Below are 20,079 nucleotides of genomic sequence, written 5' to 3'. Positions count from 1 at the left end.
TTTTCCTGAGCGCTCAGCCATGTCGCGGTCGTGTCGCCGTCAATAACGTTGCCCAGGTCACTTACCGGGCGGCGCTCACCCGCCGTTCGACGCCAGTGCGGTCGTGTATCACCGACTCACTCGAAGCCAGGAGAACGCATGTCCATCGTCCACACCGCCTCACTCGCGGATGCCACGTTCACCGGCGCGCTCGCCAACCGGGCGGCGCGCCGCAGCCGGCTACGCCGGGCCGCTCACATGGCCGGGTTGGCCTCCAGCATGGGGACCGGCGCATTGGCGATGATGCTGATGACCCCACATGCTGCTGCCGAGGCCGGCGCCCTGCAAGGCGCGGTCGCGGCACTGGAGCAGGAGCAGGCCGGCATCGCGGACTTTGACGCCAACAACCCGCTGTTCGACTTCATCAATCACGGGGCGTCGGACGGCATGCTGCCGCAGTACATCCAGAACATGTCGTCGACCACCCTGGCGCTGCTGCTGGCCCAGTACAACGCCGGCATGCTCAAGTTCCCCGGCCTGGGCGAACTGCCCGTCCTCAACGGCTCCGCCTACCTGGCGGCACCCTTCATGTGGAACGCCTCGGCCGCCGACCCCCAGTCGTACCTGATCTACGGCAACCCGGACAACCAGTACGGCCTGATGCCGCTGGACCCGAACGCCAGCTACACCATCACGGTGCACGCCGGCGACGGCTCCATCGGCGGTGGCCTGGCCACCTACTCCGGCAGCGTCGTGAATTCGAACTTCGCCCCGATGGACAGCTTCAGCTTCGCCAACGCCACCCCCAATGCGGATGGCAGCTACACCATCGTCGTGAGCGCCACCGACCCGGGCAACGGCGTCAACTGGTTCAGCAGCGCCGGGGCGACCTCGCTGCTGGTTCGCGACACCGTCGGTGACTGGGGCCAGATCCACAACGACGTCCACATCGTCAAAGACGGTGCGGCGATGAGTGTTCCGTGGCTCAACGACGACCAGATCGGCACCATCCTGGGCATCACCGGCAAGGTGCTGCCGCTGGCGAACATGTCGGACACCTACTACCACCAGATTCAGTACCCGCTGCTGAACGACCCGAACGAGTTCAGCAAGCTCGGCGACACCGCCGCCAACGTCCCGGGCCTGACCCTGCCGGGTCAGGTCACCAGCCTGGGCAACTTCTCGGTGGAGCCCGGTCAGGCGTTGGTGCTCAAGGTGCCCGAGCTCGAGTCGGCTTACCACGGCCTGCAGCTCACCAACGAGTGGGGACAGAACGATGCGTTCGCCAGCGCGACCGGCAGCCTGAACAACACCCAGATCTTCCAGGGCGGTGACGGCTACACCTACTACATCCTCAGCAGCGAGAACCCCGGTTATGCGAACTGGGTGAACATCGGCGACCTGACCAACGGCGGTGTCATCCTGCGCTGGCAGGACGTGACCGGAACGATCACCAACCCCAACATCGAGACCACCGTGGTGCCGATCGCCGACGTCAAGGACTACTTGCCGGCGGACATGCCGACGGTCACCCCGCAGGAGTACGCGGCGCTGGCCCAGGAGCGGCTGCTCGAGTACGGCTACTCCTTCCACCAGTCGTCGAACATCAACTGGCTGTGGGACAACCTGCAGATCGGCCAGATCAAGGCGGCCATCGGCGACGACACGTTCGACAAGCTGTTCGGCGGCCAGGACTCGGTGCCTTCGATCTTCGACCGGATGACGTCGGCGGAGCTCGGGCCCAACTGGGCAGGCGTGTTCAACAACGTGCTGGCCCACCCCGAAGGCAGCTTCAACGCACTGCTGAACAACCTGCCGCTGGCCATCAAGGACGTCGAGTTGCCGAGCGTGCTGGCCGGGCTGCAGCTGCAGCACTTCACCGAGCAGACCTTCGCGGCGATGCAGACGTCCGATTACTGGTCGGACTCGTCGAACCTGTTGACCAGCTTCAACTCGTTCGGCACGATCCTGAACGACGCGCTGTTCGACCCGGCCACCAGCATCTCCGCCGGGCTCCTCAACGCCCGCGACGACCTGGCGGTGGCGCTGCTGAACGCGACCGACGGCACGGAGCTGACCAACACCCTGTGGGCGCAGCTGTCCGAGCTCCACGACACGCTGGCGCAGGCGCTGGGCGGTTCGGCGCTGTGAAAACCACTGCGGCAGTGCTGCTGGAGCCGGACAAGCCGTTCGAGATCATGGAACTCGATCTCGACGGCCCCGGCCCGGGGGAGGTCTTGATCCGGTATGTGGCTGCCGGACTGTGCCATTCGGATCTGCACCTGACCGACGGCGATCTGCCACCGCGCTACCCGATCGTCGGCGGGCACGAGGGCGCCGGGATCATCGAGGACGTCGGTGTCGGGGTGACTAAGGTCGCCCCGGGTGATCACGTGGTGTGCTCGTTCATCCCCAGCTGCGGGAAATGCCGCTACTGCGCCACCGGCCGGCAAAGCCTGTGCGACATGGGCGCCACCATCCTGGACGGATGCATGCCTGATGGCACCTTCCGATTCCGCTCCGGTGGCAAGGAGTTCGGCGCCATGTGCATGCTGGGCACGTTCTCCGAGCGGGCCGTCATCTCCGAACATTCGGTGGTCAAGATCGATGACTGGCTGCCGCTGGAGACCGCGGTGCTGGTGGGCTGCGGGGTGCCCACCGGCTGGGGTGCGGCCACCTACGCCGGCAACGTCCGGCCCGGGGACATCGCGGTGATCTACGGTGTCGGCGGTATCGGCATCAACGCCGTGCAGGGCGCGCTGCATTCGGGAGCCAAGTACGTCGTCGTGGTCGACCCGGTGGAGTTCAAACGCGAGACGGCGCTGAAATTCGGTGCCACCCAGGCGTTCTCATCTGCGACCGAAGCGGCCGAGAAGGTCTACGAGCTGTCCTGGGGGCAGGGCGCCGACCAGGCGATCGTCACCGTCGGCACCGTCGAGGAGGAAGTGATCTCGGCGGCCTTCGACATCGTCGGCAAGGGCGGGACCGTGATCGTGATCGGCTTGGCCAGCCCGGAGAAGCTGACGGTGCATGTCTCCGGGATGATGCTGACGCTGATGGAGAAGACCATCAAGGGATCGCTGTTCGGCTCGGCCAACCCGCAGTACGACATCGTGCGGCTGCTGCGGCTCTACGATGCCGGCCAGCTCCGGCTCGACGAGCTGGTGACCGCCCGATACCGTCTCGAGGACGTCAACCAGGGCTATCAGGATCTGCGGGACGGCAAGAACATTCGGGGCATCATCACCTACGCGTGATCGTCGACTCCTCCCGAGACAGTACCCGGGGGCCGATCTGATGGGCGAGTTCGAGCGCAAGTTCGACCGCCAGCCGACGGTCAGAGGCCTGGTAGCCGAGCAATTCGGTGGCGCGTGCCACTCGTTGCAGCACGGTGTTTCGGTGGGTGTGCAACCTCGCCGCGGCCCGCGGCGCGTTCTCGGCTTCGTCGAGAAATACCCGCAACGTGTCACGAAGCCGCTCCGCGCTCACGGCGTTCTCGGCCAGCGGCCCCAGGGTGGTGGCCACGAACTCTGCTGCCCGGTCCAGGTTGTGCGCGGCCAGCTCGGTCACCTCCAGTTCGTGATAGAACGCCAGTTTTGCACCGTTGGGGTGTACCGCGAGCAGCCGTTGTATCGCCAGAGCCGCGGCGTGCGAGCGCCGGAATCCGCCGATCCCAGGCCGCGTCGGGCCAACTGCGGCGCGGACACCGTTGTCCACCTTGCTGATCGCCTCCCGCAGTTCGTCGGTCGGTGGATTGGTGTCCGTCCCGATCCATGCCCACAATGTCGAGACTCCGGCGGGGAGCGTGATCGGGCGTCGCGCACCGATGGCCTGCGCCAGAATGGTGGCTGCCGATTCCAGAGCGCCCTGGACTTCACCGGGAGGTGGCGACCACAACACGATCGCGGTATGCCGCCGCGCGAGGTCGTATCCCAGCCGCTCGCTTGCCCTTCGGCTGTCGATCGGCGCGCCGTCGAGTATCAGCCGGATGGTTTCCGCACGGCGCGCCAACGCGCCACCGAGGACCTCCTCACGCTCACGTTGCGCTTCGGCGATAACGCGGCCGATCACATGGTCGACGTATTCGAACATCAACTGCGACGACATCTCCAACAGCTGCTGCAGCACCGGTCCCGGGGCGGCGACACGCGCGGCATGGGTCATGTAACGCCGCCAGGCGATGTTCTGCCCGCGCCGGTAGGACTGGAAGATCACGTCGAGTTCAACTCCGCGCCGCGCCACCGTGCGGGCCACGTCGAGAGCCTCGGGAGGGACGTCGAGGGGCACCCGCCCGTCGCGCCGGGCCAACATGTGGAGCAGGCGCGCGGCATTGGCGCGGTTGCTTGCCGACATCTCCGCGGTCAGTGCGGCGTCGGCGCCCATCAACGGGGTCAACTCGATCTCCGCAGCATCCATCTCAGCGACCAGCTCGTCGAGGTCGGCCAACATCAAGTCAGCCACCTGGCCCATCAGTTCGGTGATCTCCGGCGGAGACTCCACACTGTTCATCCGCCAAGTGTGTCGCGGCACACATATCGACGCAAGATCAGGGCGGGCGGCACTGTCGAGGGCCGAATTCCGGAACTACCGTGCAGAGCACCAACCCGGCCGAGTTCAGGAGATACCCGCTGTGACATCCGCCCCCGCGAAGCAGAGCATGGATTTCGACGTGTTGATCATCGGCGCCGGGATCTCCGGTATCGGGATGGCCCGTTACCTCAAGACCCACCGCCCCGCTACGACGTTCGCAATGCTGGAATCCCGCGATGGCATCGGTGGCACCTGGAGCCTGCATCGCTATCCGGGTATCCGCTCAGATTCCGACATGGCCACTTTCGGCTTCGGCTTCAAGCCGTGGACACACCGCCAGGCGATCGCCGACGGGCACGTGATTCTGGACTATCTGCAGCGGACGGTTGCAGACAACGGCCTGGCCGAACACATTCAGTTCGGCTCTCACGTGGTTGCCGCGGAGTTCTCCTCGACGCACGGGCGCTGGATGGTCACCGTGCAGCGCGGTGGCGCCACGGAGCGCGTCACCGGACGGTTCTTGTTCCTGGGGACCGGCTACTACGACTACGAGGCGGGTTTCACACCTGACTTCGCCGGCGTATCGGACTTTCCGGGCCCGGTCATCCACCCTCAGCACTGGCCGGAGGATCTGAACTACGAGGGGAAACGCGTGGTCGTGATCGGCAGCGGCGCAACGGCCGTCACGCTGATTCCGGCGATGTGCGAACGGGCCGAACACATCACGATGCTCCAGCGATCACCGAGCTATGTGTTCTCGATCCCGGCCGAGGACGCGATCGCCAACGCGCTGAACAAGCTTCTCGGCCATGACCGTGCCTACCAGATCATCCGTCGTAAGAACATCGCGATTCACCGCGGCCTGTTCAAGGCCTGCCAGCGCGCGCCGAAGGTGATGCGCCGCCTGCTGATTGCCAATGTGGCTCGCCAGTTGCCCAAGCACTACGACGTTGACACCCACTTCACTCCGCACTACAACCCGTGGGAGCAGCGGCTGTGCATGGTGCCCAACGGGGACCTGTTCAAGGCGATCTCGTCCGGACAGGCTTCAGTGCTCACCGACCGGATCGACCGGTTCACTGAGACCGGAATCCTGTTGGAGTCCGGCCAAGAGTTGGCTGCCGACATCATCGTCACCGCGACCGGCCTCAACATGTCGCCGTTCGGCAAGATCACTCTCAGCATCGACGACGAGCCGGTGCGCGTGCCCGACACCGTGGTCTACAAGGGCATGATGCTGTCCGGGGTACCCAATTTCGCGTTCGCGATCGGTTACACGAATATCGCCTGGACCCTCAAAGTGGACCTGGTCTGCGAACACTTCTGCCGTGTGCTCGACTACATGGACGCCCACGGACACGACACCGTGACGCCGGTACTCGACGACCCCGATATGCCACGGATACCGCTGATGGAGATGAGTTCGGGTTATGTCCAGCGGGGGATCGCACAGTTCCCGCGCGGGGGCACACTCGGCGCCTGGGCGTTCAAGCACGCCTACGAAGTGGACGTCAAGAGGCTTCGCGAAGGGCCCGTTGCCGACCCGGCGCTGACCTTCACCGCGAACCAGCCCACCGCGCTGGTGTCGTGACAGCGACCGTCGAGGTGAAAGACCTCCGCTTCACCAGCCATGGGGTTCGCTGCGCTGGCTGGCACCTGCCTGCGCGCAGCGTCGCACTGATGGCCCCGGCCGGCCGGCCCTGCGTGGTGATGGCCAACGGCTTCGGCGGCACCCGGGATACCGGTCTACTGGCCTTCGCCGAGCCCTTCGCCGATGCCGGGATCGACACCTTCGTGTTCGACTACCGCGGCTACGGCGACTCCGAGGGCGAACCGCGCCAGGATATTTCGGCCCGCCGTCAGCGACAGGACTACCACGCGGCCATTGCGGCTGCCCGGCACCTACCCGGGGCCGACCCGGATCGGATCGTGTTGTGGGGCACGTCCTATTCCGGCGGCCACGTGGTGGCCGTCGCGGCGCAAGATGCGCAGCTCGCCGGCGTCGTTGCGATGAACCCGGCGACCGACGGCATCGCCGCGCTGCGCCAGCTCGTCGGCTATGCCGGTGTCGGGCAGCTGATCCGCGCGACCCGACACGGCCTGCGCGATCTTGCGGGATCCCTGATCAGCCGCGCGCCGCACCGCGTGCCGGTAGTGGGCCAACCTGGGACGTTGGCATTGATGACGACACTCGGCGCCGAGCAGGCCTACACCGCCATGGCCGGCCCCACCTGGCGCAACGAGGTGTGCGCGCGCACGGCACTGCGAGTCGGGTTCAACCGGCCCACCACCTTCGCCGGTCGTCTGGCTTGCCCGATCCTGCTGCAGATCGGCACCAACGATCAGATCGCGCCGCCCGGGGCTGCACGCCGCACTGCGGCCAAGGCCGGGCGCTGGGCACACGTGGTGGAGTACCCGATCGATCACTTCGCCTTCTACGAGGGCACCTGGCAGCAGCAGGCACTGGCCGATCAACTGAACTTCTTGACCCGATTCCTTTAGGGAAGCCGCCAGTCGATCGGCTCCGCGCCCAGCTGGCTCAGCAGCTCGTTGGCGCGGCTGAACGGCCGCGACCCGAAGAACCCTCGCGACGCCGACAGCGGCGACGGGTGCGGCGACTCGATCGCGACGCAGTGGTCGGCCAGCATGGGCTTGAGCGTCCCGGCGTCGCGTCCCCACAGGATCGCCACCATCGGCTGCTCGCGGGCCACCAGGGCACGGATCGCGCACTCGGTGACCGCCTCCCAGCCCTTGCCGCGGTGTGACGCCGGGTTGCCCGGCCGCACGGTGAGCACCCTGTTGAGCAGCAGCACGCCGCGCTGCGCCCAGGCGGACAGATCACCGCTGGCGGGCCGCGGATAGCCCAGGTCGGCGGTGTACTCGGTGAAGATGTTCTCCAGGCTGCGCGGCAGCGGTCGCACCTGCGGGGCCACGGAGAAGCTGAGTCCCACGGCATGCCCGGGCGTGGGATAGGGGTCCTGGCCGACGATCAGCACCCGCACGGCGTCGAACGGAAACGTGAAGGCGCGCAACACGTTCTGACCGTCGGGTAGGTAGCCACGCCCGGACGAGACTTCCTCGCGCAGGAACTTTCCCAGCACGGCCACCTGCTCGGTCACCGGCGCCAGGGCGGTGGCCCAACCGCTCTCGACGAGTTCCGGCAGCGGGCGCGCGGTCACGCCAGCCCCTTCACCAGCAGAACCACCGTATCGGCGCCGGCTTGCCGGTCTTGCGAAATGCGCTGGTATTCCGGCGATTCGGCCCACTGGCGGAATGCGTCCTCGTCGGGAAACGACATCAGCACCACCTTCTCCCGGTCCCAGTGCCCCTCCACGACCTGCGGTGACTCGTCGGCGGCCAGCAGCGTTCCCGAATAACGACGGAAGACGCCGGCGAACTCCGCCTGATACCGGTCGTAAGCGGCACGGTCGGTGAATCGGAGCTGGGCGATCACGTAGACGCTCACCGCGCCACCCTAGCTGCCGTACGACTGCCAGCCCGCGTCCCCATCCCACGGCGCCCCGTCGACCAGCACCCGGGCCGGCCCGTCGGCCACCTGCCCGATCACCCGCCAGCCGGCCGGCACCGCGCCGGGAAAGACCGCGGCCAGGGCGTGGTCCTCTCCCCCGCCCAGCACCCACGACCACGGGTCGGCGCCGAGGGCGTCAGCGGCCGGGGTCAGCGCCTGCTGGTCGGCGGCCAGCGCGGCGGTGGACACCTCGATCGTCACCTGCGACGCGGACGCCAGGTGGCCCAGGTCGGCGAGCAGGCCGTCGGAGACGTCGGTCATCGCCTGTGCCCCGGCGTCGGCGGCCGCCACGCCCTGGCCGTAGGGCGGCTGCGGCACGAGGTGGCGTCGCCGCAGCTCCTCGAACTCGGACACGGCGGCACCGAGCAGCCGGTAACCCGCCGCGGAGCGGCCCAGTTCGCCGGCCACCGCCACCACCGACCCCGGCCGCGCCCCGGAGCGCAGCACCGGCGCCCGGCCGGCCAGGTCGCCCAGCACCGTCACCGACACCACCCAAGAATCCGCCTGGACCAGGTCGCCGCCGACCACGCCGGCACCGAACCGCTGCGCTTCGGCCCACATGCCGTCGGCCAGGGCGGCGGCATCAGCGGCCGGGGTGTGCGCCGGGGCGCCGAATGCCACGACGAACGCGGTCGGGCGGGCGCCCATCGCCTCGATGTCGGCGGCGTTCTGCGCGATCGCCTTGCGCCCGACGTCGTGCGGGCTCGACCAGTCCAGCCGGAAATGCCGGCCTTCCACCAGCATGTCGGTGGAGATCACGCTGCGGCCGTCGGCGCAGCGCACCACCGCCGCGTCGTCCCCGGGACCCAGCTCAGTGGTGGCGGGCTGACGGCGGCCGGCCACCAGCCGGTCGATCATGGGAAACTCTCCAAGCTGACCCAGCGTGGGCTCAGTACCGCGCACAGCCACCGAGTGTAGGTGCGATGAAAAGGGAGCACGGGGTGTGATCAATCCGGGGACCGACGCCGACGGGCCGCCACGGGCGGCCCTTATCGCCGCGCTGGTGGTCGCCGTCGTCGCGGTGGGCGCTGCGCTGGCGTTCGCGGCGGCGCGCCAACCCGGTGCGCCGTCGACCGAGCCGCTCCGCCTGGCCACGGTGCCGGCCCCGCATGCCGGCGACGCGCCCTGTGGCGCCGTGCTCGATGCGCTGCCGTCGCAGCTGGGCGACTACCGGCGCGCCGAGATCGCCGAGCCGGCACCCGAGGGCGCGGCGGCCTGGACGGCCGGCGCCGACGGGACGGTGGTGCTGCGCTGCGGGTTGGATCGGCCGGCCGACTTCGTCGTGGGCTCGCCCATCCAGGTGGTCGATCAGGTGCAGTGGTTCGAGGTCCGCGAAGGCGAGCGCGCCACCTGGTATGCCGTCGACCGGAAGGTCTATCTGGCGCTGACGCTGCCCCTGGGTTCGGGGCCCACCCCGATTCAGGAGCTGTCGGATCTGATCGCCGCGAAGCTGGACGCGGTGCCGATCAGGCCGGGCCCGGCGCGCTAACCGCTCACGCCGAGCGTGTACTCACGGCGAATATTCGCCTGATTTTTCGCACTGAATGCGCGCTCGACGCTCCGGGAGCGCAGTCGCGCTAGCGCAGTCCCACCCCGCGGGCCAGTGCGGTGTCGACCATCGTCGCCAGCAACGTCGGGTAGTCCACCCCGCTGGCCGCCCACATCCGCGGGTACATCGAGATGGTGGTGAATCCGGGCATGGTGTTGATCTCGTTGATCACCGGTCCGGTGTCGGTGTGGAAGAAGTCCACCCGGGCAAGGCCCTGGCAATCCAGCGCGACGAAAGCGCGAATCGCCAACTGGCGCACCGCCTCTGCAACGTCGTCGTCGATCTTGGCGGGCACATCGAGTTCGGCGGCGTCATCGAGGTACTTGGTGGCGAAGTCGTAGAAGGAGTCGTCCCGGTCGCGGACGCCGGCGACCCGGATCTCCCCGACCGTGCTGGCGGCCACCGTGCCGTCGGGGAATTCGAGCACCCCGCATTCGAGTTCCCGGCCGACGATCGCGGCCTCGACGATGACCTTCGGGTCGTGCCGGCGCGCCTGCGCGATGGCGGCCGGAAGCTCGTCGTACGACGTCACCCGGCTGACCCCGATCGACGAGCCGCCGCGCGCAGGTTTGACGAACACCGGCAGTCCCAACCGCTCCCGGTCGTCGATCGACAATGTCGCCTGTCGGCCTCGTATCACCGCGTACGGGCCGATCGGCAGGCCCTCGGCCGCCAGCAGCTTCTTGGTGAACTCCTTGTCCATACCGGCGGCGCTGGCCAGCACCCCGGCCCCGACGTAGGGCACCCCGGCCAGCTCGAGCAGCCCCTGCACGGTGCCGTCCTCGCCGTAGGGTCCGTGCAGCACCGGAAACACCACGTCGACCGACTGCAGCACCTGTCCGGCACCCACAGCCAGTAACTGGCCGGCCCGCTGCGGGTCGGCGGGCAGCGTCAGTTCGGCACCGGAGGCCATGGTCACCGCGGGCAGCTGCCGGCCGTTGATCACCAGCGCGTCCGGGTCACCGTCGGTGAGCACCCAGGAGCCCTCCGGCGTGATCCCCACGGCGACCACCTCGAAACGCTGCGGATCCAGGTTGCGCAGGATGCTGCCCGCTGACACGCACGAGATCGCGTGCTCGCTGCTGCGGCCGCCGAACACGACGGCCACCCGGGTGCGCTCGTGGGAATTCACACGCCAGAGGGTACGGCAACGCCGGGCTCACTCCGGTTTGGTGCGCCGTCCCAGTAGCAGTGCCACCGCCTCGTTGACCGAGGAGCCTTCGTGGCACACCCGGTGCACGGCGTCGGTCAGCGGCATCTCCACGTCATAGCTCGACGCCAGCGCCAGCACCGACTGACACGACGTCACGCCTTCGACGACGTGACCGTCGGTGGTGCCCGACAGCCCCTTCGATCCCGGTATCGGCGGCATCGCCTCGCCCCGGCCGAGCCGCTCGCCGAACGACCGGTTGCGCGATTGCGGTGAAGTGCAGGTGGCCACCAGATCGCCCACCCCGGCCAGGCCGGCCAGGGTGGCCCCCTTGGCGCCGAGCGCGACACCCAGGCGGATGATCTCGGCCAGGCCGCGGGTGATGATCGCCGCCGCGGTGTTCTCCCCCAGGCCCACCCCGGCCGCCATCCCGCAGGCCAGGGCGATGACGTTCTTGCAGGCGCCGCCGATCTCGGTGCCGATCACATCGGCGTTGGTGTACGGGCGGAAGTAGCCGGTGTTGAGCATTCGCTGCAGCGCCACCGCGCGACCGGAGTCGGTGCAGGCCACCACCGTTGCGGCGGGCTGTTCGGCGGCGATCTCGGCGGCCAGGTTGGGGCCGGAGACCACGGCGACCTGACCGGGATCGAACCCCGTCACCGACGCGATTACCTGGCTCATCCGCATCAGGGTGCCCAGTTCGATGCCCTTGGCGACACTGACCAGGGTGGCGCCGTCGGCCAGGTGCGGCGTCCATGTCTCGAGGTTGGACCGCATGGTCTGCGCCGGTACGGCGAGCACCACCGTGGTCAAGCCGTTCAGCGCCTCGGCCGGGTCGGTCATGGCCCGCACCCCGTCTGGCACCGTGAAGCCGGGCAGATAGCCGGGGTTGCGGCGGGTCTCGTTGATCTGCGCGGCGATGTCGGATCGGCGCGCCCACAGCCTGACCTCGCTACCGGCGTCGGCGAGCACCTTGGCCAATGCCGTGCCCCAGGCTCCGGCTCCCATCACCGCGACAGTGTTTTCCGCGCTCTCGGTGCCCACCGCGCATCACCTCCCTTAGGCGGATCACCCTAACCTGGCACCGACGCTACGGCGGACGAACCCGACGCTGGCAGGATGTCGGTTGTGAACGCCGTGGCCGAGGAAGCGGGTATCGGCCTGATCATCGCCGTCAAGCGGCTCAGCGTGGCCAAGACCAGGCTGGCGCCGGCTTTTCCGGCGCCACAGCGAGAGGCCGTGGTGCTGGCCATGCTGGTCGACACCATCGCCGCCGCGTCGGCCGCCCGGGGACTGGAGCACATCACCGTGGTCACCCCCGACGAGGCCGCCGCCGCGGCCGCGGCCGACCTGGGTGCCGAGGTGCTGGCGGATCCGACTCCGGACGGCCACGGCGACCCGCTGAACAACGCACTCGCCGCCGCCGAACGCGCGGTGGCCGGATCGGTGCCGAATATCGTTGTCCTACAAGGGGATTTACCGGCCCTGCAGTCCTACGAGCTCGAGGAGGCGATCGCCGCCGCCCGCGCCCACCCGCGCAGCTTCGTGGCCGACCGGCACGGAATGGGCACCGCCGCGCTGTTCGCGTTCGGCAGCGCCCTGGACCCACGGTTCGGGCGGGACTCGTCGACGCGGCACCGACAGTCCGGCGCTCTGGAGCTGACCGGAGCCTGGCCGGGCCTGCGCTGCGACATCGACACGCCCGAGGATCTGGCGGTGGCGCGGCGTCTCGGGGTCGGCCCGGCGACCGCCCGTGCCCTCGCGCAATCCACGATCGGTGGCAGCAGCACCCGTTGATGAGTAATGATTTCGGAGTGGATGAAATCGAGGTCGGCCAACTGACCGAGGCGCGCGGCGACGAGACCGACTGGCGCCCCAATGAGGCCACCCCGACCGCGCCGCCGGCGGCCACCGCGGCCCTGCCGAGCCAAAGCGGCGATGAACTGCCCGCGGACCGCTACCTGAACCGGGAGCTGAGCTGGCTGGACTTCAACGCGCGGGTGCTGGCGCTGGCGGCCGACACCTCGCTGCCGCTGTTGGAGCGGGCCAAGTTCCTGGCGATCTTCGCCTCCAATCTCGATGAGTTCTACATGGTCCGGGTCGCCGGGCTCAAACGCCGCGACGAGATGGGCCTGTCGGTGCGCTCGGCCGACGGCCTGACACCGCGCGAGCAACTACGCCGGATCGGTGAGCAGACCCAGCAGATCGCCACCCGCCACGCGCGGGTGTTCCTCGAATCGGTGCGGCCGGCGCTCGCCGATGAGGGCATCCACATCGTTACCTGGGCCGACCTGCTCCCGGCCGAACGCGACCAGCTGTCGGTGTACTTCCAGGATCAGGTGTTCCCGGTCCTGACGCCGTTGGCAGTCGACCCGGCACACCCGTTCCCGTTCGTCAGCGGGCTCAGCTTGAACCTGGCGGTGACGGTCAAGCGCCCCGAGGACGGCGGAAATCACTTCGCGCGGGTCAAGGTCCCCGACAACGTCGACCGGTTCGTCGAACTCGATGCCGGTGGTGAGGGACGCGGTGAGATCCGTTTCCTGCCGATGGAGGAGTTGATCGCGGCGTTCCTGCCGGTGCTGTTCCCCGGCATGGAGATCGTCGAGCATCACGCCTTCCGCATCACCCGCAACGCCGATTTCGAGGTCGAGGAGGACCGCGACGAGGACCTGCTGCAGGCCCTGGAACGGGAATTGGCGCGCCGCCGGTTCGGGTCGCCGGTGCGCCTGGAGGTCGCCGACGACATGACCGAGAGCATGTTGGAGCTGCTGCTGCGAGAGCTCGACGTACACCCCGGCGACGTCATCGAGGTGCCCGGGCTGCTGGACCTGTCGGCGTTGTGGCAGGTGTACCGCCAGGACCGTCCGGACCTCAAGGACCGCACCTTCGTGCCGGCCACTCACCCGGCGTTCGCCGAACGAGAAACCCCCAAAAGCATTTTCGCCACCCTGCGAGAAGGCGACGTGCTGGTGCACCACCCCTACGACTCGTTCGCCACCAGCGTGCAGCGATTCCTCGAGCAGGCCGCCGCCGACCCCGGAGTGCTGGCGATCAAGCAGACGCTGTACCGCACCTCGGGCGACTCGCCGATCGTCACCGCGTTGATCGACGCCGCCGAGGCCGGAAAACAGGTGGTGGCTCTGGTCGAGATCAAGGCCCGGTTCGACGAGCAGGCCAACATCAAGTGGGCTCGCAAGCTGGAACAGGCCGGCGTGCACGTGGTCTACGGCCTGATCGGCCTCAAGACGCACTGCAAGGTTGCGTTGGTGGTGCGCCGTGAGGGCTCGGCGATCCGCCGGTACTGCCATATCGGCACCGGCAACTACAACAGCAAGACCGCGCGCCTCTACGAGGACGTCGGGCTGCTGACCGCCGACCCCGACATCGGCGCCGACCTCACCGACCTGTTCAACTCGCTGACCGGCTATTCGCGGAAGATGGAGTACCGCAACCTCTTGGTGGCCCCGCACGGCGTGCGGTCCGGGATCATCGAACGTATCGAACGCGAGATCGCCGCCCATCGCACCGGCGGCGGACAGGGCCGGATCCGGCTGAAACTCAACTCCCTGGTCGACGAGCAGGTCATCGATGCGCTCTACGGCGCCTCGCGCGCCGGTGTGCAGGTCGAATTGGTGGTGCGCGGGATCTGCGCACTGCGGCCGGGAGTCGAAGGCTTCTCCGAAAACATCGTCGTTCGGTCGATCCTCGGCCGTTTCCTGGAGCACTCCCGGATCATCGAATGCCGCGCCATCGACGAATTCTGGATCGGCAGCGCCGACATGATGCACCGCAACCTGGACCGGCGCGTCGAGGTGATGGTGCGGGTGAAGGATCCGCGCCTGACCGCTCAACTGGGCGACGTGTTCGACTCCGCGATGGACCCGGCCACCCGCTGCTGGGAACTCGGGGCGGACGGCCAGTGGACCGCGGAACCGCAGGGCGGCGCGACCGTGCGAGACCACCAGGTGTCGTTGATGGAACGACACCGCAACCCCTGACCCACCCCGTCCACGAGGCCCGAATTGACCTGCAGGAGTGAAGGTGCCCACAAAGACCTCGTCGAACGGCTCCCCGCCGGCGGGTAAGACCATCCACGCCGCCGGTGCGGTGCTGTGGCGGATGCGGCGAAAGTCCGTCGAGGTGGCGCTCATCCACCGCCCCCGCTACGACGACTGGTCACTGCCCAAAGGCAAAGTCGATCCCGGAGAGACCGAACCGGTGACAGCGGTACGGGAGGTCCTCGAGGAGACCGGCCAGCATGCCCAGCTGGGTTGCCGGCTGGGCTCGGTCAGCTATCCGGTGGCCCAGGGCGTCAAGAAGGTGCGCTTTTGGAGCGCACGAGCGTTGGGCGGTGACTTCGTGCCCAACCGCGAGGTCGACGATCTGGTCTGGTTACCGGTCAGCGCCGCGATGAAAGAACTGCACTACGCCTACGACCGGAAGATATTGCGGCGGTTCGCCAAGGCTCCCGCCGACACCCAGACGGTGTTGATCGTGCGGCACGGCACCGCCGGGCGCCGTTCCCGGTTCTCCGGCGACGACACCCTGCGCCCGCTGGACAAGAAAGGCCGCGCACAGGCCGAGGCGCTCACCGACCAGCTGCTGGCCTTCGGCGCCACCGACGTCTACGCCGCCGATCGGGTGCGCTGTCATCAGACCGTCGAGCCGCTGGCCGCCGAACTCGGCGTGACAGTGCATAACGAGCCGACGCTGACCGAAGAGGCCTACACGCATAGGCCGAAGAAGGCCCACCGCAGGGTGCTGGAGATCGCCAGGCTGGGCGGCACACCGGTTATCTGCACGCAGGGCAAGGTGATTCCGGACTTGATCGCGTGGTGGTGTGCCCGCGACGGCGTCACCCCGGACAAGTCCCGCAACCGCAAAGGCAGCACCTGGGTGCTGTCACTGTCGGGGGGCCGGTTGATCGCCGCAGACCACATGGGGAGTCCGTTGGCGACGCACGCCCTGGTGTGAACGACCGGGCGCCGCGGGGATTCCCCGCGGCGCCCGGCTATTCGTGGTTACTTACGGCCTTTTCGGGCCGTGGCCTTGGTGGCCTTCTTGGCCGGAGCCTTCTTGGCCGCGGTCTTCTTGGCGGCGGCCTTCTTGGCCGGAGCCTTGGTTGCGGCCTTGCGGGCCGGAGCCTTGGCCGCAGTCTTCTTGGCGGTCACCTTCTTCGCCGGAGCCTTGGCCGCAGTCTTCTTGGCCGTGGTCTTCTTGGCCGCGGCCTTGGTTGCGGCCTTCTTCGCCGGAGCCTTCTTGGCGGCCGTCTTCTTGGCAGCGGCCTTCTTGGCCGGAGCCTTGGCGGCAGTCTTCTTGGCGGCGGCCTTGGTGGCCTTCTTGGCCGGCGACTTCTTCGCCGCCTTCTTCGCGGCCGTGGTACCGGCACCGGCGCCACGCTTGACCGCGAGACCCTCGGACGGGACGCGCTGCGCGCCAGACACAATCGCCTTGAACTGCGCGCCCGGCCGGAACGCAGGGACAGATGTCGGCTTCACCTTGACCGTTTCACCGGTACGGGGATTGCGGGCCACGCGCGCGGCGCGACGGCGGCGCTCGAACACGCCGAACCCGGTGATGGTGACGCTCTCACCCTTGTGGACGGCACGCACAATGGCATTGACGAAATGCTCCACGGCTTCTGTAGCCGACCGACGGTCGGTGTCCAATTCCTTTGTGAGCACCTCGATGAGCTCTGCTTTGTTCATCCAATCCCTCCGAAACCAGTGGCCCTACTTGAGCCGACTAGAGCACACGGTAAACCCTGATACCACTGATATCCAAGAGCCACGCGCAATTTCAGATGAGATTATCGGCCAATTCCGCAATCCGGTTCCCGCCCTTGGCCGCTGACGAGAGGCGTTCAATCAACCGGAAATAGGCTTCCGGAGACCGTCACGAGACCGTTACGAGGCCGGCAAGGTCCGCGGTTTCCAGTCCGGCCGGGCCGCCTCGAAAGAATCGATTTCGTCGAGTTTCCGCAGCGTAAGGCCTATATCATCGAGCCCTTCGGACAGTCGCCAGGCGGTGTAGTCGTCAATAGTGAACGCCACCACCGACGTTCCGGCGGTGATATTCCGATCTTGAAGATTGACAGTGATTTCCAGTCCCGGGCTTGTCTCGATGAGTTTCCAGAGCAGTTCGACGTCGTCCTGGGCCACCTGGGCCGCCAGCAACCCCGCCTTGCCGGCGTTGCCGCGGAAGATGTCGGCGAAACGCGAGGAGATGACCACCCGGAAGCCGTAGTCGAGCAGTGCCCACACCGCGTGTTCCCGCGATGAACCGGTGCCGAAGTCCGGCCCGGCAACCAGCACCGAACCTTGGTCGAACGGCTTGAGATTCAAGATGAACGACGGGTCGGTGCGCCAGGTGGCGAACAGGCCGTCCTCGAATCCGGTCCGGGTGATGCGCTTCAAATAGACCGCGGGAATGATTTGGTCGGTGTCGACATTGGACCGCCGCAGCGGGACTCCGATTCCGGTATGGGTGTGAAAAGCTTCCATGACTAAACTCCTTTAAATACCGTGGCGGTCAGTTCAAGTCGGCAGGGGCCGACAGCGTCCCGCGGACCGCGGTGGCGGCGGCCACGACCGGAGACACCAGGTGGGTGCGCCCGCCTTTGCCCTGCCGGCCCTCGAAATTGCGGTTGGAGGTCGACGCGCAGCGCTGGCCCGGAGCGAGCTGATCCGGGTTCATTCCCAGGCACATCGAGCAGCCGGGCTGACGCCATTCGGCACCGGCGGCGGTGAAAACCTCGGCGAGCCCTTCGGCTTCGGCTTGGTTACGCACCCGCATCGATCCCGGCACGACGAGCATCCGCACGCCCTCGCTGACCTGCCGACCCCGCAGTACGTCGGCCACCGCGCGCAGATCCTCGATCCGTCCGTTGGTGCACGACCCGACGAACACCGTGTCAACCGCGATCTCACGCATCGGCGTCCCGGGGCGAAGGTCCATGTAGGCCAACGCCTTCTCCGCGGCCCGCCGCGCGCCCTCGTCGGTGATCGTCTCCGGATCGGGCACCGCCGCCCCCAGCGGCACCCCCTGGCCGGGGTTGGTGCCCCAGGTGACGAACGGGGTCAGCGCCGAGGCGTCCAAGAAGACCTCGGCGTCGAACACCGCACCGGGGTCGGTACGCAAACTGTCCCAGTAGGTCACCGCGGCATCCCAGTCCGCGCCGGCCGGAGCATGCGGGCGGTCGCGCAGATACTCGTAGGTGGTCGCATCGGGAGCGACCATCCCGGCCCGGGCGCCGGCCTCAATGCTCATGTTGCAGATCGTCATCCGGGCTTCCATCGACAGCGCCTCGATGGCACTGCCCCGGTATTCGATGACGTAGCCCTGGCCGCCGCCGGTTCCGATCTGGGCGATCACCGCCAAGATGATGTCTTTGGCGGTGACCCCCGCCGGCAACCGTCCGTCGACGTTGACCGCCATCGTGTTGAACGGCCGCAGCGGCAACGTCTGGGTGGCCAGCACGTGTTCGACCTCCGAGGTCCCGATGCCCATCGCCAGCGCACCGAACGCACCGTGGGTCGAGGTGTGGCTGTCACCGCAGACCACGGTGGTGCCCGGCTGGGTCAGACCCAGCTGCGGCCCGATGATGTGCACGATGCCCTGATCGATGTCGCCCATCGGGTGCAACCGGATGCCGAACTCGGCGCAGTTGTGCCGCAGTGTCTCGACCTGGGTGCGCGACACCGGGTCGGCGATCGGCTTGTCGATGTCGATCGTCGGAACGTTGTGGTCCTCGGTGGCGATGGTCAGATCCGGGCGCCGCACTGTGCGGCTGGCCAAGCGCAGGCCCTCGAACGCCTGCGGACTGGTGACCTCATGAACGAGGTGCAGATCGATGTAGATCAGGTCTGGTTCGGTTCCGCCGCCGGAGACCACGACGTGGTCGGCCCAGACCTTTTCGGCCAGGGTGCGAGGCTGCTGCGTCATTACCATTCTCACATTCTGAGACGTTAGTATCTGTATATGGGACAGCATAGCGGCATCGGCGTTCTGGACAAAGCCCTGGTGGTGCTGCACACGGTCGCCGAATCGCCGTGTGGGCTCGCCGAACTGTGCGACCGCACCGGCCTGCCTCGCGCGACCGCGCACCGGCTGGCCGCCGGACTCGAGGCGCACCGGCTGCTCGGGCGCGACGATGACGGCCGCTGGCAGATCGGTCCCGCGGTCGCCGAACTGGCGGCGCGTGCCGACGATCCGCTGCGCGCAGCCGGCGCAGCGGTGCTGCCGCGCCTACGGGAGATCACCGGCGAGAGCGCGCAGCTGTACCGCCGCGAGGGCTCCGCGCGGGTCTGCGTGGCAGCGCTGGAACCCCCTGCGGGGCTGCGGGACACGGTTCCGGTCGGCGCCCGGCTGCCGATGACGGCCGGCTCGGGAGCCAAGGTCCTCCTGGCCTACGCCGAACCGGCGCTTCAGCAAGAAGTGCTGGCGGACGCCAAGTTCACCAGCCGCACCCTGGCCGACGTGCGCCGGCGTGGCTGGGCGCAGAGCGTCGCCGAGCGCGAACCGGGTGTGGCCAGCGTCTCAGCGCCGGTGCGCGACCAACGCGGCACGGTGGTGGCGGCCATCTCGGTGTCGGGTCCGATCGACCGGATGGGACGACGCCCCGGGGCGCGCTGGGCGGCTGCACTGCTCGCGGCCGCCGACGCACTCACCGCTCGGTTATAACGCCGAGCAGTCCCCCGCAAGCGGGAGGTGCCCCCAATCAAAGCACCCATTTCGTGCCGAGATAGGGCGCTTTCGCGTCTGCTCGCCGGGTCACGGTAACCACCTGCCAGACTGCTGGGATGGGAACCAAGCAGCGCGCACAGATCGTCATGACCGACGCCGAGGTCGCCGACTTCGTCACCAGCCACCGCACCGGAACGCTGGCCACCATCGGCCCCGACGGCCAGCCGCACCTGACCGCGATGTGGTACGCGGTGCTCGACGGCGAGATCTGGCTCGAGACCAAAGCCAAGTCGCAGAAGGCGGTCAACCTGCGCCGTGATCCGCGCGTCAGCTTCCTGTTGGAGGCCGGCCAGACCTACGACACCCTGCGCGGGGTGTCGTTCGAAGGCGTCGCCGAGATCGTCGACGACCCGGAGGCCTGCTTCCGGGTCGGGGTCAGCGTCTGGGAGCGCTACACCGGGCCCTACAGCGACGAGATGAAACCGGGCGTCGACGCGATGATGAACAACCGGGTGGCTGTGCGCATCGTCACACGACGCGCCCGGTCCTGGGACCACCGCAAGCTGGGGCTGCCGGCGATGCCGCTGGCCGGTTCCACCGCGCCGACGAACACCTGAGCCCGCCCGAAATCCACAAAGGCCCGCACCTTCCCCAAGG

The 20,079-nt window shown here is 68.0% G+C and carries 19 protein-coding genes; 10 read left to right on the top strand and 9 right to left on the bottom strand.

Annotated elements, in window-relative coordinates; translation table 11 throughout:
* The first annotated feature begins 138 nt into the window (after window positions 1-138).
* Entirely contained in the window at window positions 139-2,130 is a 1,992-nt protein-coding gene (locus A5648_RS19700) for a hypothetical protein (RefSeq protein ID WP_065026167.1), read from the top strand.
* Window positions 2,127-3,236, top strand: a complete 1,110-nt coding sequence (locus A5648_RS19695) for an NDMA-dependent alcohol dehydrogenase (protein WP_065026166.1) — start codon at window positions 2,127-2,129, stop codon at window positions 3,234-3,236. Before A5648_RS19700 ends, A5648_RS19695 begins: the two co-directional genes overlap by 4 nt.
* Here the strand turns inward: A5648_RS19695 and A5648_RS19690 are convergent.
* Window positions 3,223-4,488, bottom strand: coding sequence for a PucR family transcriptional regulator (locus A5648_RS19690; protein WP_065026165.1), 1,266 nt, complete (start codon window positions 4,486-4,488; stop codon window positions 3,223-3,225). The genes A5648_RS19695 and A5648_RS19690 overlap by 14 nt on opposite strands.
* A gap of 148 nt (window positions 4,489-4,636) precedes the next feature.
* Here A5648_RS19690 and A5648_RS19685 point away from each other — a divergent pair, with 148 nt between their 5' ends.
* Both A5648_RS19685 and A5648_RS19680 read left to right on the top strand, forming a co-directional pair.
* Window positions 4,637-6,100, top strand: a complete 1,464-nt coding sequence (locus tag A5648_RS19685) for a flavin-containing monooxygenase (RefSeq protein WP_065026164.1) — start codon at window positions 4,637-4,639, stop codon at window positions 6,098-6,100.
* 89 nt (window positions 6,101-6,189) lie between these two features.
* Entirely contained in the window at window positions 6,190-7,011 is an 822-nt protein-coding gene (locus A5648_RS19680; protein ID WP_082966612.1) for an alpha/beta hydrolase, read from the top strand.
* Here the strand turns inward: A5648_RS19680 and A5648_RS19675 are convergent.
* From A5648_RS19675 to A5648_RS19665, 3 genes are read right to left on the bottom strand one after another with little or no spacing between them, the layout of a single operon-like run.
* Window positions 7,008-7,688, bottom strand: a complete 681-nt coding sequence (locus A5648_RS19675; RefSeq protein WP_065026163.1) for a uracil-DNA glycosylase — start codon at window positions 7,686-7,688, stop codon at window positions 7,008-7,010. The genes A5648_RS19680 and A5648_RS19675 overlap by 4 nt on opposite strands.
* Window positions 7,685-7,975, bottom strand: coding sequence for a DUF1330 domain-containing protein (locus A5648_RS19670; protein ID WP_065026162.1), 291 nt, complete (start codon window positions 7,973-7,975; stop codon window positions 7,685-7,687). Before A5648_RS19670 ends, A5648_RS19675 begins: the two co-directional genes overlap by 4 nt.
* A gap of 9 nt (window positions 7,976-7,984) precedes the next feature.
* Window positions 7,985-8,947 carry a thiamine-phosphate kinase gene (locus tag A5648_RS19665; RefSeq protein ID WP_082966600.1) on the bottom strand — a complete coding sequence of 321 codons (963 nt, stop codon included), beginning with the start codon at window positions 8,945-8,947 and terminating at the stop codon, window positions 7,985-7,987.
* A 34-nt stretch (window positions 8,948-8,981) separates the two neighbouring features.
* Here A5648_RS19665 and A5648_RS19660 point away from each other — a divergent pair, with 34 nt between their 5' ends.
* Window positions 8,982-9,527 carry a DUF3515 domain-containing protein gene (locus tag A5648_RS19660; protein ID WP_065026160.1) on the top strand — a complete coding sequence of 182 codons (546 nt, stop codon included), beginning with the start codon at window positions 8,982-8,984 and terminating at the stop codon, window positions 9,525-9,527.
* Window positions 9,528-9,615: 88 nt separating this feature from the next.
* Here A5648_RS19660 and A5648_RS19655 read toward each other — a convergent pair whose 3' ends face one another.
* Window positions 9,616-10,719, bottom strand: coding sequence for a D-alanine--D-alanine ligase family protein (locus tag A5648_RS19655; protein ID WP_065026159.1), 1,104 nt, complete (start codon window positions 10,717-10,719; stop codon window positions 9,616-9,618).
* A 27-nt stretch (window positions 10,720-10,746) separates the two neighbouring features.
* Entirely contained in the window at window positions 10,747-11,781 is a 1,035-nt protein-coding gene (locus A5648_RS19650; protein ID WP_267887839.1) for an NAD(P)H-dependent glycerol-3-phosphate dehydrogenase, read from the bottom strand.
* A gap of 75 nt (window positions 11,782-11,856) precedes the next feature.
* Between A5648_RS19650 and cofC the strand changes: the two genes are divergently transcribed.
* The 3 genes from cofC to A5648_RS19635 are packed head-to-tail and all read left to right on the top strand — an operon-like array spanning window position 11,857 to window position 15,711.
* Window positions 11,857-12,534, top strand: a complete 678-nt coding sequence (gene cofC, locus A5648_RS19645; protein ID WP_065026158.1) for a 2-phospho-L-lactate guanylyltransferase — start codon at window positions 11,857-11,859, stop codon at window positions 12,532-12,534.
* Window positions 12,531-14,735 (top strand): RNA degradosome polyphosphate kinase, encoded by a 2,205-nt coding sequence (locus tag A5648_RS19640; protein ID WP_065026157.1) that lies wholly within the window; start codon window positions 12,531-12,533, stop codon window positions 14,733-14,735. The genes cofC and A5648_RS19640 overlap by 4 nt, the downstream gene beginning before the upstream one ends.
* A 43-nt stretch (window positions 14,736-14,778) precedes the next feature.
* Window positions 14,779-15,711 (top strand): NUDIX hydrolase, encoded by a 933-nt coding sequence (locus A5648_RS19635; RefSeq protein WP_065026275.1) that lies wholly within the window; start codon window positions 14,779-14,781, stop codon window positions 15,709-15,711.
* A 47-nt stretch (window positions 15,712-15,758) separates the two neighbouring features.
* On the opposite strand, the gene A5648_RS19630 is transcribed toward A5648_RS19635, so the two are convergent.
* From A5648_RS19630 to leuC, 3 genes are all read right to left on the bottom strand, one after another.
* Entirely contained in the window at window positions 15,759-16,445 is a 687-nt protein-coding gene (locus tag A5648_RS19630; protein WP_065026156.1) for an HU family DNA-binding protein, read from the bottom strand.
* 198 nt (window positions 16,446-16,643) lie between these two features.
* Entirely contained in the window at window positions 16,644-17,240 is a 597-nt protein-coding gene (leuD, locus tag A5648_RS19625; RefSeq protein WP_065026155.1) for a 3-isopropylmalate dehydratase small subunit, read from the bottom strand.
* Between the two features lie 28 nt (window positions 17,241-17,268).
* Window positions 17,269-18,687 (bottom strand): 3-isopropylmalate dehydratase large subunit, encoded by a 1,419-nt coding sequence (gene leuC, locus A5648_RS19620; RefSeq protein WP_065026154.1) that lies wholly within the window; start codon window positions 18,685-18,687, stop codon window positions 17,269-17,271.
* 30 nt (window positions 18,688-18,717) lie between these two features.
* Between leuC and A5648_RS19615 the strand changes: the two genes are divergently transcribed.
* Both A5648_RS19615 and A5648_RS19610 read left to right on the top strand, forming a co-directional pair.
* Window positions 18,718-19,419, top strand: a complete 702-nt coding sequence (locus tag A5648_RS19615; RefSeq protein ID WP_065026153.1) for an IclR family transcriptional regulator — start codon at window positions 18,718-18,720, stop codon at window positions 19,417-19,419.
* Between the two features lie 119 nt (window positions 19,420-19,538).
* The gene (locus A5648_RS19610; protein ID WP_065026152.1) at window positions 19,539-20,039 is read left to right on the top strand and encodes a pyridoxamine 5'-phosphate oxidase family protein; all 501 of its coding nucleotides are present in this window, start codon (window positions 19,539-19,541) and stop codon (window positions 20,037-20,039) included.
* Window positions 20,040-20,079 lie beyond the last annotated feature (40 nt).

Origin of the sequence: Mycolicibacter sinensis (assembly GCF_001673565.1) — a bacterium.
Classification (GTDB): Bacteria; Actinomycetota; Actinomycetes; order Mycobacteriales; family Mycobacteriaceae; genus Mycobacterium; species Mycobacterium sinense_C.
Note: the sequence above shows the minus strand (reverse complement) of the source record. Positions and strands in the feature narration are given on the sequence as shown.

What these genes read in the sequence shown, in the direction of transcription:
- A5648_RS19700 (WP_065026167.1), top strand. Translation starts at nt 139, where the DNA reads ATGTCCATCGTCCACACCGCCTCACTCGCGGATGCCACGTTCACCGGC.
- A5648_RS19690 (WP_065026165.1), bottom strand. Translation starts at nt 4,488, where the DNA reads ATGAACAGTGTGGAGTCTCCGCCGGAGATCACCGAACTGATGGGCCAG.
- A5648_RS19685 (WP_065026164.1), top strand. Translation starts at nt 4,637, where the DNA reads ATGGATTTCGACGTGTTGATCATCGGCGCCGGGATCTCCGGTATCGGG.
- A5648_RS19680 (WP_082966612.1), top strand. Translation starts at nt 6,190, where the DNA reads ATGGCCCCGGCCGGCCGGCCCTGCGTGGTGATGGCCAACGGCTTCGGC.
- cofC (WP_065026158.1), top strand. Translation starts at nt 11,857, where the DNA reads ATGTCGGTTGTGAACGCCGTGGCCGAGGAAGCGGGTATCGGCCTGATC.
- A5648_RS19630 (WP_065026156.1), bottom strand. Translation starts at nt 16,445, where the DNA reads ATGAACAAAGCAGAGCTCATCGAGGTGCTCACAAAGGAATTGGACACC.
- leuD (WP_065026155.1), bottom strand. Translation starts at nt 17,240, where the DNA reads ATGGAAGCTTTTCACACCCATACCGGAATCGGAGTCCCGCTGCGGCGG.
- leuC (WP_065026154.1), bottom strand. Translation starts at nt 18,687, where the DNA reads ATGGTAATGACGCAGCAGCCTCGCACCCTGGCCGAAAAGGTCTGGGCC.
- A5648_RS19615 (WP_065026153.1), top strand. Translation starts at nt 18,718, where the DNA reads ATGGGACAGCATAGCGGCATCGGCGTTCTGGACAAAGCCCTGGTGGTG.
- A5648_RS19610 (WP_065026152.1), top strand. Translation starts at nt 19,539, where the DNA reads ATGGGAACCAAGCAGCGCGCACAGATCGTCATGACCGACGCCGAGGTC.